Annotated in this window: 13 protein-coding genes; 5 read left to right on the top strand and 8 right to left on the bottom strand. The window is 41.7% G+C overall.

Annotated elements, in window-relative coordinates:
- Window positions 1-135 precede the first annotated feature (135 nt).
- Together moeB and moeA are read right to left on the bottom strand one after the other, a co-directional pair.
- Complete coding sequence (gene moeB, locus O7C57_RS14760) at window positions 136-894, bottom strand: molybdopterin-synthase adenylyltransferase MoeB (RefSeq protein WP_154622691.1); 759 nt, start codon at window positions 892-894, stop codon at window positions 136-138.
- Window positions 894-2,135: a molybdopterin molybdotransferase MoeA gene (gene moeA, locus O7C57_RS14755; RefSeq protein WP_154622692.1), complete on the bottom strand. Its 1,242-nt coding sequence runs from the start codon at window positions 2,133-2,135 to the stop codon at window positions 894-896. The genes moeB and moeA overlap by 1 nt, the downstream gene beginning before the upstream one ends.
- 247 nt (window positions 2,136-2,382) lie before the next feature.
- Here moeA and O7C57_RS14750 point away from each other — a divergent pair, with 247 nt between their 5' ends.
- The 3 genes from O7C57_RS14750 to yeiB all read left to right on the top strand — a co-directional run bounded on the left by O7C57_RS14750 (window position 2,383) and on the right by yeiB (window position 5,604).
- Window positions 2,383-3,552: a YbfB/YjiJ family MFS transporter gene (locus O7C57_RS14750; RefSeq protein WP_154622693.1), complete on the top strand. Its 1,170-nt coding sequence runs from the start codon at window positions 2,383-2,385 to the stop codon at window positions 3,550-3,552.
- Window positions 3,553-3,765: 213 nt separating this feature from the next.
- Window positions 3,766-4,425, top strand: coding sequence for a GTP cyclohydrolase I FolE (folE, locus tag O7C57_RS14745; protein WP_154622694.1), 660 nt, complete (start codon window positions 3,766-3,768; stop codon window positions 4,423-4,425).
- Window positions 4,426-4,431: 6 nt separating this feature from the next.
- A complete protein-coding gene (gene yeiB / locus O7C57_RS14740; protein WP_154622695.1) occupies window positions 4,432-5,604 on the top strand; it encodes a DUF418 domain-containing protein YeiB in 1,173 nt (390 codons plus the stop codon).
- Between the two features lie 46 nt (window positions 5,605-5,650).
- On the opposite strand, the gene sanA is transcribed toward yeiB, so the two are convergent.
- The 5 genes from sanA to O7C57_RS14715 form a co-directional block, all read right to left on the bottom strand.
- A complete protein-coding gene (sanA, locus tag O7C57_RS14735) occupies window positions 5,651-6,352 on the bottom strand; it encodes an outer membrane permeability protein SanA (RefSeq protein WP_154622696.1) in 702 nt (233 codons plus the stop codon).
- Window positions 6,353-6,445: 93 nt separating this feature from the next.
- Window positions 6,446-7,207 carry an IclR family transcriptional regulator gene (locus O7C57_RS14730; RefSeq protein WP_196714056.1) on the bottom strand — a complete coding sequence of 254 codons (762 nt, stop codon included), beginning with the start codon at window positions 7,205-7,207 and terminating at the stop codon, window positions 6,446-6,448.
- A 132-nt stretch (window positions 7,208-7,339) separates the two neighbouring features.
- Window positions 7,340-8,836, bottom strand: coding sequence for a CoA-acylating methylmalonate-semialdehyde dehydrogenase (locus tag O7C57_RS14725; RefSeq protein ID WP_269723282.1), 1,497 nt, complete (start codon window positions 8,834-8,836; stop codon window positions 7,340-7,342).
- A gap of 25 nt (window positions 8,837-8,861) precedes the next feature.
- A complete protein-coding gene (locus tag O7C57_RS14720; RefSeq protein ID WP_269723281.1) occupies window positions 8,862-10,019 on the bottom strand; it encodes an iron-containing alcohol dehydrogenase in 1,158 nt (385 codons plus the stop codon).
- 17 nt (window positions 10,020-10,036) lie between these two features.
- Entirely contained in the window at window positions 10,037-11,431 is a 1,395-nt protein-coding gene (locus O7C57_RS14715; RefSeq protein WP_154622700.1) for a GntP family permease, read from the bottom strand.
- Window positions 11,432-12,063: 632 nt separating this feature from the next.
- On the opposite strand from O7C57_RS14715, the gene O7C57_RS14710 reads away from it, so the two are divergent.
- Both O7C57_RS14710 and O7C57_RS14705 read left to right on the top strand, forming a co-directional pair.
- On the top strand, window positions 12,064-12,876 hold the full coding sequence (locus tag O7C57_RS14710) for a MurR/RpiR family transcriptional regulator (protein WP_247046889.1): 813 nt from the start codon (window positions 12,064-12,066) through the stop codon (window positions 12,874-12,876).
- A gap of 37 nt (window positions 12,877-12,913) precedes the next feature.
- Window positions 12,914-13,702, top strand: a complete 789-nt coding sequence (locus tag O7C57_RS14705) for a sulfite exporter TauE/SafE family protein (protein WP_269723998.1) — start codon at window positions 12,914-12,916, stop codon at window positions 13,700-13,702.
- A 14-nt stretch (window positions 13,703-13,716) separates the two neighbouring features.
- Here the strand turns inward: O7C57_RS14705 and O7C57_RS14700 are convergent, their stop codons facing one another.
- The gene (locus O7C57_RS14700) at window positions 13,717-14,550 is read right to left on the bottom strand and encodes a rhomboid family intramembrane serine protease (protein ID WP_154622546.1); all 834 of its coding nucleotides are present in this window, start codon (window positions 14,548-14,550) and stop codon (window positions 13,717-13,719) included.
- Window positions 14,551-14,660 lie beyond the last annotated feature (110 nt).

Raw genomic sequence — 14,660 nt, 5'->3', positions numbered from 1 at the left:
AGTGATGACTGATTATTCATGCCAGCCAACACGAAAGGGGATAGTATAAGGTTAAAGCAAAAATAATTTATTTTTTAGGATTATTCTTAATTTTGGCGGCATTTGAATAACCGCCACATATCATCGACAGCAATGTTATTGCTGAGAGCACACTTCACAATGGGCGTCTTTGGTGAGTTTAAATTGGCGGAACTCCATCGTCATCGCATCAAAGAATAACACCTTACCCGTATTCACTTTCCCATATTGCGTGAGCAGTTTGATGGTTTCCATCGCTTCCAGTGTACCAATCGTTCCGACTAATGGAGCCATTACACCTGCCTCTACACAGGTTAGACTATTTTCACCAAATAAGCGGCTCAAGCAGTGGTAACAAGGGGTGTCATCTTCATAGGTAAAAACTGACAATTGTCCTTCCATGCGAATAGCAGCACCTGACACCAGCGGTTTTTTTTGTTGGAAACATAGACGATTTAATTGTTCACGAATAGCGACATTATCGGTGCAATCAAGTATTACATGATGTGTTGTGATTAATTCATTTAGTTGCACATCATCCAACTGTGCATTGATCGTCTCAATACAAATATGTGGATTGATCGCTGTTAATTGAGCTTTAGCGGAATCCACTTTAGGTTGGCCAATCGTCGCATCACGGTGCAAGGTTTGCCGCTGTAAATTAGACAGTGAAACGGTATCGAAATCGACTAAGGTGAGTTGACCGACACCCGCAGCCGCTAAGTATTGTGTGGCTGCGCAACCTAAACCACCGAGACCAATGACCAGCACTTTGCTGGCCTTGAGTTTCTCCTGACCGTCAAAATCAAATCCACGCAAAATGATTTGACGGTTATAGCGTAACATTTCTTGATCGGTAAGCTCTTGCACTGTCATTATTCACTTTTGAGTAGGTCATTGAACATTTCGACATCAACGATTTCGCCTGCGGCGACATGTCCTCGTTCCCTTTCTAAGACGATAAAGCAGTTGGCTAAACTAAAGGAACTAAACACATGAGAGCCTTGATGCCCTGTTGTTGCAACTTGCAGCAGCCCATGTTCATTGACGCTTAGGATCCCACGTTGAAAATCCAGACGGCCGGGGCTTTTTTTCAATGGCGTAGTCACAGGAACTTTAAATTTCATTGGCGCTTGCCACTGGCTATTTCCAGAAAGGCGAGCAATTAACGGCTGTACGAGTTGATAAAAGGTAAGTGCTGCGGAGACAGGGTTACCTGGTAATCCACAAAACCACGCTGAATGGAGTTTACCAAAAGCAAATGGCTTGCCGGGTTTTATGGCAAGTTTCCAGAAGCCGATTTCTCCTAGCTCCTCTAAAATGTGTTTCGTGTAATCAGCTTCCCCCACGGAGACACCGCCACTACTAATCACTAAGTCAGCTTGGCTATCGGCATCAATAAAGGTTTGTTTAAGTTTTTCAGGGGAATCAGGAATAACACCTAAGTCGATAATTTCACAATTGAGTTTTTCGAGCATCAAGCGGACAGTAAAGCGGTTAGTGTCGTAGATTTGCCCCTCTTGCAACGGTTGACCAACTGCTTGCAGCTCATCTCCTGTAGAAAATAGTGCAACTTTTAGACGGCGATGTACATTGACCGTTGCAATGCCCAAAGACGCGATAAGGGGTAATTGGGCTGTGGATAGCAGCGTGCCGCTAGGGAGTACGCAACTTCCTTTGGCGATATCTTCGCCTGCTCGGCGGATATTGCTACCTTGCTTGACAGTACCTGTAAATAAGATCCCTTGAGCTGTCTCTTCCGTCTCTTCTTGCATGACGACAGTATCGACACCTTGTGGAATGGGAGCGCCAGTCATAATGCGAACACAGCTACCGTGGGGAAGCTCCCCTTGCATTGGTTGGCCTGCGAATGATTTTCCTGCTACAGGCATAGGGGTTTTACCATCCCACTCTGCGAAACGAAGACCGTAGCCATCCATTGCAGAATTATCAAATGGGGGAACATTCATTGGTGAGATGATGTCAGCTGCGGTGATGCGTTGGGCCGATTCTGTGAGCGGAATGGATTCTGAGCTAGTCACAGCTTGTGTTTGAGAAAGAATTTTTTCTAGTGCTTGCTCAAGAGAGATCAATCCCGCGGTATGACACATGTCCATTATTACCCCTATATTTCTGCTTTGCCATTGAGGCTTAAAATACTGTCGTACTGCTTATTATGGCAGAGATATTGCGATGGGTGAATGAATAGAAATTGATTCAGAATAGCTTTTGATTGGATTTCGTAGGAAAAACCACACAGAAAACAGTCTGCTATTAGGCATAAACAAAATTGTTTTTTTGTGAATGCTATGTTAAACCAGTAATCAAATTAATTATTGCATTTGAGATGAAACAAAGGATTTTATGGCTGTAGCGCAGAAACATCCCCATTCAAGCCGTAGCGCTAGTGCTTTTCATATTGCTTTTAGCGGATTTCTTTCATTAATTGTCGTGATGGGAATAGGGCGTTTTACGCTCACGCCTCAAGTTCCGTTAATGATTGAAGAGCATCAGCTAACCCTCTCTACCGCCAGTGTCGTTGCTGCATTTAATTATCTAGGATATTTATTGGGTTCATTTGATGCGATGCGAGCTCGTCAGCATATTGAAGTCCGTATGTGGTTGGGGATATGGGGAGCAGTTGCGATCACATTAATATCATCACTTCTTGGTGATGTCATACTTCATAGTCTCGCGCGTTTTGTTATTGGCTGGGCGAGTGGCATGTCATTAGTGTTGGTCGTTGCTTGGGCGAATGAAAATTTAGCGAGGTTAAATCGTCCAGCGTTAAGTGTCGCGGTGTTTGCGGGGACAGGAGCAGGCATATTTATTAGCGGTATGTTCGCCGTTGCGATTCAAGATTGGCAATTATCTGCCAGCCAAGGTTGGTTGATTTATGGTGTGTTGGCCCTTATTTTTAGCTTGTATATCAGTCGTTATATTCCTCGAACGGGTCAATGGCATCGTCCAGCAGGAGACGTGAAAAAGCTGCATCTTACGCCGGAAATTAAGCGCTTGGTATGGAGTTATGGATTAGCTGGATTTGGCTATATATTACCTGCGACCTTTTTGTCACAAATGGCTTCCCAGCGCTTTCCTGATAGCCTATTTGCCCAGTTTGTTTGGCCCGTTTTTGGTGCGTCAGCTGTACTTGGTATTCTTATCGCCATGCTATTAAGGACGGTATCTACAACGCAAAATCGTTTAGCCATCACGTTATGGTTACAAGGGGTTGGCATTCTCATTGCGGAAGTGATTTCAGGTATTTCGGGATTAGTGATGGCCGCGATATTGATTGGTGGTGGCTTTATGTGTGCTGTACAGCTATCAATGCAATTAGGTCGTGAATTAGCCCCCGAACATAATCGCTTTATGGCTGGATTACTCACTACTTTTTATGCCATAGGTCAATTAGTGGGCCCAACACTGTCCTTCATTTCTACTTTTCTAACAGGAAAACTGGAACCTGCACTGTATACCGCATTTATGGCTTTGTGTATTGCCGGTGGGTTAGTCTATCGCCGTTCTAGATAAAGACTATAGCGGTAAATATGTTATTTATTAGAGAAATAATAATATAGCCGCTAAAGAATTCGACGGTGTATCATGATGAAATAAATATTGGTTCATGCAAATATTTCATATGAACCATGGCGGTAATGCTGGATTATCGATACATGCTGTTTTAGAGTACGGCGCACACCTGCGTTTTTATAAAAAATCGTTATATCGTTTGTGGAGAATCTAATGTCATCTCTGAGTAAAGAAGCCGAATTGGTTCATGCTGCTCTGGCAGCGAGAGGGCTTGAAACGCCGTTACGCATCCAACCTAAATCTGGGCAAGAGCGTAAGCAGCTAATTGAAGGGCATATGGCAGAGATCATGAAGTTACTGAATTTAGACCTAACCGATGACAGCTTAGCAGATACCCCAAAACGTATTGCTAAAATGTATGTTGATGAGATTTTTTCAGGTCTAGATTACGCGAACTTCCCAAAAATCACCGTCATTGAAAATAAAATGAATGTCGACGAAATGGTGACTGTACGTGATATTACATTAACGAGTACATGTGAGCATCACTTTGTCACTATTGATGGAAAAGCGACGGTTGCTTATATTCCAAAAGATAAAGTGATAGGTCTTTCGAAGATCAATAGAATTGTTCAGTTCTTTTCTCAACGTCCTCAAGTTCAAGAACGTTTGACTCAGCAAATTTTAGTTGCGCTACAGACATTACTTGGAACAAATAATGTTGCGGTATCAATTGATGCGGTACACTACTGTGTCAAAGCTCGCGGTATTCGTGATGCAACCAGCGCAACGACGACGACTTCTTTAGGTGGGCTATTTAAATCAAGTCAAAATACGCGCCAAGAGTTTTTGCGCGCAGTACGCCATCAGTAATGTATTATGGCTGTCATGGCATCGCCTGAATCCCAACAAAGGCGCATTGATAGGCTTGATGCAACGCGCGGCATTGCAATCTTAGGTATTCTATTAATGAATATTTTTGGATTTGCTTTGCCGCAAATGGCCTATATGAATCCTGTGTATTCTCAATCGGTAAGCCAACCAGACATCCTCGTCTGGGGCGTCTTTAATCTCTTTTTCCAAGGCAAGTTTTTAGCTATTTTTTCGATTTTATTTGGTGCAACTTTGGCACTTTTACATCGTAAAGGCTATCGGTGGAATATGTGCCGTTTAGCGATCTTAGCGATTTTAGGCGTGATTCACGGTGTAGGGCTTTGGGATGGTGATATTTTACTCGCTTACGCGATTACGGGAGTAATGGCATTATTTATTTTTGAGCAGTATACACAGCAATATTTGTTAAAATTTGCCTGTTTTATTTATGTCATTGGGCTCATTATTTTATTTTTCCTTGGTATTTCGGTCGATGCAGATAACTTCTGGCGTGTGTCTGAAGAACAAGCACTCTCTGAATTTTTACAAAAAACAACGGGGGGAAGTGTTAGCCTGCTATATCGAGCACAATCTGTACTCAACATGGTCGAAATGCTATTTATTCAATATGGTTGGCAGTTACTTGGATTAATGATAACAGGGTTTTTATTAATCCGTAATGGATGGTTATGTGGGCAATTTAGTTCGCAGCATTATCGACGTATGGCCATTTTATTGATCACACCGGCTTTGTTGGTGCAAATTTTGTCACTTTATCTACAAAGTCAATTTGGTTGGGGGTATTTTGCTACCTCGATTGTTGGCTATATTATTAATGAATTGATGATCCCGCTACAATCACTAGGGTATATTGCGCTAGTTTATGGTTTCTGGGAAAGTATAAAAACGTGTGTCATTGCTAAGATGTTGCAATGTACAGGGCGTATGGCATTAAGTAATTATTTATTGCAAACCCTTATTTGTACAACGATTTTTTATCATTTGAGTTACTTTAATAAGTTTTCTCGACTCGAGTTATTAACGTTTATTGTGCCAATATGGCTAATCAACTTACTGTTTTCTTATTATTGGTTACACTTTTTCACGCAAGGCCCAATCGAATGGGGATGGCGCAAACTGACTGACACCATATCCAATTGCTTAGAAAGCCCGAAATAAGCATTTAGGCAGTTATGTTTGATAACTGCCTAATGAATAAAAAGGATTAAATTTTATTTACTTCATCGGGTGAAACGGCAGGATAACCCTTCATTCCTTCAGGCATTTTGATTGGTGCAGGAATGGATTCTTGTTCCCCTAGAAACTTAGGCTCACGATTTAAAATATAGAGATCAGCCAACGCCCCTAACCGTGCAAATACTTCACGTACTCTTACCTTAAACATGGCTTTTGGCGTTGGTACAGCTAAACACTGTGCATCGATACCTTTATGTTTAGCAATAAATAAGGCTCTTTCACAATGAAAGCGCTGAGTAATAATCGTGAAATTATCCGTATCAAATACTTTGCGAGTACGAACAACAGAATCTAACGTTCTAAAACCTGCAAAATCGAGAACAATTTTAGAGGCGGGAACACCGGCCTTGATTAAATCTTTGCGCATGGTAATCGGTTCATTGTAACTATGAGCGCCATTATCACCACTTAGCAGTAAATATTTTACTTTTCCGCTATGGTAAGCATCTGCGGCACCTTGGATTCGGTAGTGGTAGTATAAATTTTGAGCGCCTGTCGAATAATATTTCGATGTCCCTAAAACCATCCCGACATCACGTGCGGGCAGCTCTTCAACTTTTTCATAGATATAAGGGGCAGTTTCCCAAGCGATCCAGCGGTCAAGTAAAATAATAGTGACTAAAGTTATCCCTAAAATAGTTATTAGACCATAAAGCAGACGTTTCCTCATTGTCCTTGCCTTCATAATAATAGTCGTAATGATAAGGCTACTTGACTTAAATGGGGGAAGCAAGTTGAGCAACGTAAAATCCTGTCAATAGATTTAACAGTGTTCGAGTTGGCTCAGCGCAAGTGCCGATTGTTGCATTACAGGAACATGTTCAAGTAGAGATCCTAGAGGGGTTCGAATTGATGGTGCATGCGTATAAATGCAAGCAATTAACCGATTCTTCTCATCTTTTACAGGTACTGCACAGGCTACCATCCCATCAATAAACTCTTCATTATCCGTACTGATTTGAGTTTGAGCGATTTTATCGAGTTGAGCATTTAATTCAAACATGTCAACTAGCGTATTGCGTGTCATTTGATGAATAGGGAGGGCTTTTAACAAGCTTTGTCGTTTGGCTTCGCTAAGGCTTGCAAGGTACAGCTTACCACTGGCTGTACACCAAAGCGGCGTACGACTGCCTTCCGGTAAGTTAATTTGTAGTGGCCAATTGGTTTGAATTCTTTCGTAGTACAGCATTTCTAAGCCATTCGGCACTGAAATTCCACAGGTTTCATTGATATTGTTTGCCAGTGTTCTCAGTATGACTTGGCGTGCAGACTTAAAACGAACACTATTCCAAACACCTTGCGATATCTGGAGTAAGCGATTTCCCGGTTCCCAAAGCCCTCTTAAATTCATTTGTAGATAACCATCTTGCTTAAGTTGAGCAAGAAGACGATGAACAGTCGGTTTAGGGATAGCCAGATCATGAGCAATATCAGCAGGTGAAAGAGGATTATCAGATTTTGCAATGTGCTCCAAAATGGCCAAAACGCGTGTTACGGCTGAACTTTTATCATGCTGTGTATTCAATAGACGGTTTCTCTTAACATAAATTTTTTGCCATGGTGGCATTATCGCAGGTGTGAAGCAAGAGTGATAGAGGGAAGGAGGGAAGAAAATAGCCTCTCATCAAGCAAAAGATGAGAAGCTATGCGTTAAATTTTACTTCATTGTCGGCATTGAAAACTCAGCGCCTTCACGTAAGTTTGCTGAAGGCCAACGCTGAGTAATTGTTTTACGGCGGGTATAGAAACGGACACCATCTGGCCCATAAGCGTGCAGGTCACCAAATAGTGAATTTTTCCACCCCCCAAAGCTATGATAGGCAACTGGTACAGGTAATGGAATATTGATCCCAACCATGCCCACTTGGATATAGTCTGCAAAATAATTCGCTGCCTCACCATCACGAGTATAAATACAAGTACCATTACCATATTCATGCTCATTAATAATATCCATGGCTTCTTGCATCGATTTAGCGCGGATCACTTGCAGAACTGGGCCAAAAATTTCAGCTTGATAGCTATCCATAGCGGTGGTGACGTTATCGATAAGTGTAGCGCCAACAAAGAAGCCGTTTTCATGGCCTGCTACCTTGGCATTTCGTCCATCGACAATAATTTTTGCCCCTTGCTTTTCTGCACTAGTGATATGCCCAATGACTTTTTGTTGATGCTCTCGAGTGATAACGGGGCCGAAATCGTTATGTTTATCACTGTAAACTCCCATTTTTAGGGTAGACATCCGTTCTTGTAACTGACTGACCAACTCATCAGCGATTTCATCACCAATGGCAACAGCCACGGATAAAGCCATACAGCGCTCACCCGATGATCCAAAAGCAGCACCTAAGAGTGAGTTAACCACGTTTTCCATATCGGCATCTGGCATAACAATGGCATGGTTTTTAGCGCCTCCGAGAGCTTGGCAACGTTTGCCATGTGCCGTAGCTGTCGCATAAATGTATTGTGCAACAGGGGTTGAACCAACAAAGCTAACAGCTTTGACGCGTTTATCAGTCAATAACGTATCAACAGCTTCTTTATCACCATTAACAATATTAAAGACCCCATCAGGTAAACCTGCTTCTTTTAGCAGTTGGCCTATATACAGGGTGGCGCTTGGGTCACGCTCTGAAGGTTTCAAGACAAAGGTATTCCCGCAAACGAGTGCTAATGGATACATCCATAATGGCACCATCGCAGGGAAATTAAAGGGGGTGATCCCAGCGACAACCCCTAGAGGTTGGAAATCACTCCACGAATTAATGCCAGGCCCCACATTTTTGCTAAACTCACCTTTTAAGAGTTCTGGTGCACTGCAAGCATACTCGACGTTTTCAATGCCTCTTTGTAACTCACCGGCAGCATCGTGCACAATTTTACCGTGCTCTTGACCTATTAATCGATAAATCTCATCGGCACGCTCTTCGAGTAACTGTTTATAACGAAACATGATGCGTGCACGTTTCATCGGGGGGGTATCGCGCCATTGTGGGAATGCTTTGTGAGCCGCATCGATTGCATCTTCGACGGTAGCTTTTGGTGCGATAGCGACCTGACGGCTCACTTCTCCGGTAGCTGGATTATAAATATCTTGTAAGCGTGAATGGGTTTCATTGATTGCACCATGAATGAGGTGTCCGACGATATTCATTTTATTTCTCCAATTAATTCAGTTTTTAATCCCAAAGTTGTGTGTAGATAGCGATCATTTCATCAACAGTTGGAACTCGCGGATTATTACCTGGTGAACCTGAGGCTTCCGCTTGTTTTGCCATGGTGTCGACAACTGAGAAAAAATGTTGCTTATCAATGCCAAATTCCGCTGGTGTTGGAACAGAAAGTTCGTTGTTGAGTTCGACAAGGGTATTAATCAGCTTTTCGCAGGCGACATCATCGCTATCTGTCTCTTGTGCAAAGGTTAATGTACGGGCACATGTCGCATAGCGTGCTTTTGCTGTATTTAATGAAAAGCGAGTGACGGCAGGAAGTAACATGGCATTAGAAAGACCATGTGGAACATGAAAAAAGGCACCAATAGGGCGGCTCATACCATGTACGAGTGCTACGGAAGCATTAGAAAAAGCAACGCCAGCAAGTGTTGAGCCTAGCATCATGGCTTCACGTGCCTGTTTATCGTTACCATTATGATAAACTTTACGTAAATTAGGGCCGATGAGCTTCATGGCACACAGCGCTTGGCTGTCTGAATATAAATTCGCCTTACGGCTTACATAAGCTTCGATGGCATGTGTCATCGCATCGATACCCGTATCAGCTGTTGTTCTGGCAGGAACACTCAGTGTTAAATTGTAATCAACGATAGCGGCGATGGGCATAAAACCGGTGCCCATACACATTAGTTTTTCATCCGTTTTCTCATCCGTAATGATGGTGACTCTGGTACATTCGGAGCCTGTTCCCGCCGTCGTAGGAATAGCAACAATGGGAAGACCTTGCTCCTCGACTTGTCGAGGAAACCGGTATTCATTGATAACTCCCCCCAATTTACCGATCACTGCAATTGCTTTTGCACTGTCGATTGGGCTGCCACCCCCAAGTGCAACGACAGCATCAAAATCGGCACTTCGGACTTTATCAATACCGGCTTGAATAGAGGCCGCAGTCGGTTCAGGAACGGTGTCTGAATAGACATCACTTTCAATACCTGCCTGAGATAATATCGATTGTAAATCACTCAGGTAACCGAGCTTAACCATCATCTTATCTGTTACAATCAAAGGTTTACGGCAATTTAGGCCTTGTAAGATATTCGGTAGACGCTTGGTTGAATTATGACCAATTTCAAGTGTTCTTGGTAGCACAATCGTAGACATAACCATTTCCTTTTGTTTTAGAATGAGCCAAATATTGAGCCAAGGGAGATAACAGCAATGAGTCCTAACAGACTGCCAATGACGGTCACCATGAAAATATCGAGATAGGAACGTTTGTGAGTTAGACCGCAGATAGCAAGTAGTGAAATCACCGCGCCGTTATGCGGTAAAGTATCAAGACCGCCAGAAGCCATAGCTGCAACTCGGTGTAGTAATTCAGGAGAGATGCCTGTTGCTTCAGCAAGTTGTAAAAAGTGTTCCCCCATCATACTAAGAGCGATACTCAAGCCACCGGAAGCGGAACCTGTTGTACCGACAAGCATGCTAATGACAATTGTTTCGGAAATCAGCACATTGCCAGCGGAGATACTGAGTAAATAATTACTGATTACGGCAAATGCCGCGAGCGAGGCGATGACTGCACCATATCCAACTTCTGACGCGGTATTGAAAATAGGTAATAACGAACCCATCACACCTTTGTTCATGGTTTCTTTCAAATCTTTCCAGCGTGACCAATTCAGTAAAATGATCGTGACACAAGAAAGTACCAGCGCGCCGATAATCGCCCACAAGCCTAAAACGCTATTTAAGCTGGCATGTCCATATTTAGCATCAGAGAGGTATTCGGTATTCATTAGAGGAATGAGTTTGCTGAGTGCATAGTTACTGGAGACAACTAATACGATTGGCAACAGGGCTTTCCATAGTGCAGGTAAATGATGGTGTTCATCATCAGTATGCTTTTCTGGTGCATGATAAATATCCCCGTAGCCTTCTGCGGCATGTTTGGCTTTACGGACACGATAGCTCAACCAGCCATAGCCAGCCGCAAACATCACGGCAGAACCAATCAAGCCAAGACCGGGAGCCGCGAAAGCATCGGTTCCAAAAAATGGCATAGGAATGGTGTTTTGAATCGCAGGCGTTCCTGGTAAAGCAGTCATCGTAAAGCTGAGTGAGCCAAGGGCAATAGCGCCAGGGATTAGGCGTTTAGGAATAGCGGCAGCATGAAAAATTGCAGCTGCAATAGGGAAGATAGCAAAGCCAACCACAAATAATGAGACCCCACCGTAAGTCAAGATACTGCAAGTAATAACGACGGCGAGTAGCGCACGGTGACCACCTAATTTTTTGACCAATGAATAGGCGATAGATTGAGCTGAGCCTGAATCATCCATCAACTTCCCAAAGACGGCACCCAGTAAAAACAATGGAAAATACTTTATGACATAGCCGCCTAGACCAGTCATAAAGACCTGTGTGTAGACACCAAATAAGTGTGTGATATCTCCACTCATCACCACAGCAAATAGCGCTAGGATAGGAGCGAGCAGTAAAACGCTTACGCCACGGTAAGCAAAATACATCAACATCAGTAGGGAAAGAATAATACCTAGGATACTCAACATAACCGTTTCTCCAGTGTTATTAATCGCAGGCTGATTATTAGGATTCTATTTTTATCGGCCGCAAAATAATCTTTTTGTTAATCTGTATCGTTAGTTGATATGAATTGTATTAATAGATGAGATAATTGTAATGAGCAAATGGATTCGGAGAGAAAAGAAAAGAAAAACTGTCTGGATCACAGAAAAGTTAACAAATCGTTAATAACTCGTGATTGAGATCGCAAACAGCTATTGGAGGAAATTTGAGATAAAAATGGCATCCGCATTGATTGCGATGAAGAGGAGTACGCAAGTTAGGAGAAAAAGAAATTTTTTTGGTGTTTAAATCAAAGCTCATTACTTGTTCTGTTTATAAAATATAATGCTTTTGGAGATAATATACGTTTCTAGCTGAAAATATTGTGAGGGCTTATTTGTCAGAGTCAGAGCGATGAAAGGCAGCATAATCACGACATTTAGATATTCTACTTATATAAAAATATTATTCGTATTTTAGTATAAAAAAATCGCGTCTTAATCTCAGAGTTAGACTAAATAAAGTAATTAAAATCATAATATTAAGAAAAAGAGTATTGGACTTGTTGCTATGTCAAAACTGGTTTTTTTGATAAAAATAACAAGAAGGAATAGGTATGTCGACAATGAGGGTAAAGTTGGAATGTTTACTCACTAGGGGAAAAGGCACTGAACAACGTATCGCCAGTTTTTTGTTAGATAGCAGTCATATGAGCCATCTTGCAATGAATGTTGCTGAACTTGCTCAGGCAGCGGGTGTCAGTAGTGCATCGGTGATTCGTTTTGCTCGTCAAATGGGTTATCGTGGGTATCCCGAGTTTAAGGTCGATTACTTATCTGATGAAAAACAACATAGAATAAAAAACGAGTATAGTAATCTAACCTATTATGATGATACAAATCAGATCATTACTAAATCCGGCCAAATGTTTACTGTGGCTATTGAAAAGTCATTAGAGTTACTTGAACCTAAAATAGTGGATCGTATTGCGCAACAGATGGTTGCCGCAAAACGTGTCGTGTTATTGGGAATTGGCTCTTCGACTATTGTTGCGAATGATATTTTTCATAAACTGATTAATGCAAATAAAGATGTTTTATTTAGTCCAGACCTCTATATGCAACTTAGCTATTCAGTTAATTTGAATGCGCATGATCTTGTGATTGCAGTCACTGCAACGGGTAATAAGCCCGATATGAATGGCATGCTAAAAACAGCTAAACAAAAAGGTTGTACCATCGTGGCGATAACCCGTTTTGGGCAAGATGAGTCGGCACGTTTAGCGGATATAGTACTGCCTTATTTTTATGATGAACAGCCTTCTCAATTTGGCATAATCACACCTCAAATTTTGCAAATGGTTGTATTCGACACTTTATTTTTTAAATACTTAACGCTCGTTAATCAAGATATAAATAACGTATCATAGAAGAAATGATGAGTATTTATGTAAAGCAGGATAAGGTATCGTGATTTTAACTGAATTAGCCATCGGTGCATTGATTGGCTTGATTATTAGTACAACTGGTGTCGGTGGTGGTGTGATCGTTTTGCCCATCTTGACTTATTTTTTTGGGCTTAATGCATTAGCCGCTGTTGCAACTGCTAATTTTCTGTCGATGTTGATGAAGGTATCATCCTCGTATATGCATTTTCGATTAGGGAATATCCCATTAAAGGGCGCGGCTATTGTGTTAGCAATTATGTTGCCAAGCACATTTTTGTCGAGCTTATTGGTTGCTTGGCTAGGAAGTTTCCCTGAATATCAAAAGACGGTTGAATGGGCAATTAACCTACTTGTTGCTGCCGCAATTATTTTTTCATTGTATTTATTTGTTCATCGAATGTTTTATGCTGCACCGATTCAAAAAAATATTGCTCAAGGAAATCCATTTCAAACAATGGCATTACCAGCGGTAATTGCGGGAATCGTACTTGGTGCAACGGGGGTTGGTGGGGGCATTGTCGTTTTACCGATGTTGTTGCGTTATATGCAATTAAATATTAAGCAAGCTATTGGAACTTCAATTGTTGTTACAACAGTCTTATCGGGCGCTTCTGCATTGGCTTATGCCCAAAATGAGTATACAAATCTCAAATTGGCGCTAACTTTGTGTATCGGTGCATTATTGGTGATGCCATTAGCTAAATATTTATTAATCAAGCTGTCAGAAAGAGCTTTTCAATATATGACATTGTTGCTGATATTATGTAGCGCAATTATGATGACCCTAAAAGCGATCATGCAGGCATGATCTCCTTTAATACTTTATTTATGTGCCATGTGAAGTTCTTTATTGATCTCTTGATAAATAAATTGACGTTCATACAGTAAATTTTCATCTGTAGAAAATGAAAAAGAGTGGATCGCTAACGCAAGCAGGAGCACGGCAATAACCGTGATGCTAACACTCGTCATCGCTGACTTTTTGGGCACTAAAACATAGCCGATACTGATTAATGCACCAATAATAGCCCCTCCAATATGGGCAGCATTATCAACACCAGATTGCAAACCATTTACCAGCGTTAATGCGATCATTGCAATAATATTATAGAGTTGGCGCTTTTGCTTTGAGTGTATGACAGGGTGAGGGTGTGGCTTATTAATCGCTTTTAGCAAATAGATGACGGATGCAGCCGCAAGCCCCATAATTGCACCGGAAGCACCTACACCAATGATGATATAAACCGTATTGTCTGACCATATTTGATTGTTTATCGTGTCGTAATATTGCCAATAGGCGCTAAATAGCGCCGCTCCGACACCTGAGATAATATAAATAGCTAATACTTTTAATTTACCATAAGCACGTTCACATTCTATGCCAATCACAAATAACGCTAAGCAGTTAAAAGCTAAATGCATCCCGTTTGAATGTAATATCATACTAATAGGGTAACGCCACCAATCTCCGGTTAATGATAATTGGTAAACATTCGCACCAAACAGTATTAAGTTATTTTCCCGTGATTCGAGGGGAGAAGCGAAAGCAATTTGATAGAAATAGACGGCAATATTCAGCAGGACAAGGATCAGCGTGAGAGCCATTGCCCGTAAGAAAGAGCGTGATTTTAGTGTATGCCTTTGTTGTCCTATCATCTCAACTCCCCCTCTTTAAAGATAACGATCTTAATAAAAATACGGCGGTATATCACGGCTATTTTATGATGAAAAGCATCATTAGCACAGCAAAGTACATACGTAATGAA

Origin of the sequence: Providencia sp. 21OH12SH02B-Prov (genome assembly GCF_027362595.1) — a bacterium.
In the GTDB taxonomy this organism is placed as follows: Bacteria; Pseudomonadota; Gammaproteobacteria; order Enterobacterales; family Enterobacteriaceae; genus Providencia; species Providencia zhejiangensis.
Note: the sequence above shows the minus strand (reverse complement) of the source record. Positions and strands in the feature narration are given on the sequence as shown.

Coding starts and splice junctions, on each gene's coding strand:
- moeB (WP_154622691.1), bottom strand. CDS start 894: ATGACAGTGCAAGAGCTTACCGATCAAGAAATGTTACGCTATAACCGT.
- moeA (WP_154622692.1), bottom strand. CDS start 2,135: ATGGACATGTGTCATACCGCGGGATTGATCTCTCTTGAGCAAGCACTA.
- O7C57_RS14750 (WP_154622693.1), top strand. CDS start 2,383: ATGGCTGTAGCGCAGAAACATCCCCATTCAAGCCGTAGCGCTAGTGCT.
- folE (WP_154622694.1), top strand. CDS start 3,766: ATGTCATCTCTGAGTAAAGAAGCCGAATTGGTTCATGCTGCTCTGGCA.
- yeiB (WP_154622695.1), top strand. CDS start 4,432: ATGGCTGTCATGGCATCGCCTGAATCCCAACAAAGGCGCATTGATAGG.
- sanA (WP_154622696.1), bottom strand. CDS start 6,352: ATGAGGAAACGTCTGCTTTATGGTCTAATAACTATTTTAGGGATAACT.
- O7C57_RS14725 (WP_269723282.1), bottom strand. CDS start 8,836: ATGAATATCGTCGGACACCTCATTCATGGTGCAATCAATGAAACCCAT.
- O7C57_RS14720 (WP_269723281.1), bottom strand. CDS start 10,019: ATGTCTACGATTGTGCTACCAAGAACACTTGAAATTGGTCATAATTCA.
- O7C57_RS14715 (WP_154622700.1), bottom strand. CDS start 11,431: ATGTTGAGTATCCTAGGTATTATTCTTTCCCTACTGATGTTGATGTAT.
- O7C57_RS14710 (WP_247046889.1), top strand. CDS start 12,064: ATGTCGACAATGAGGGTAAAGTTGGAATGTTTACTCACTAGGGGAAAA.
- O7C57_RS14700 (WP_154622546.1), bottom strand. CDS start 14,550: ATGATAGGACAACAAAGGCATACACTAAAATCACGCTCTTTCTTACGG.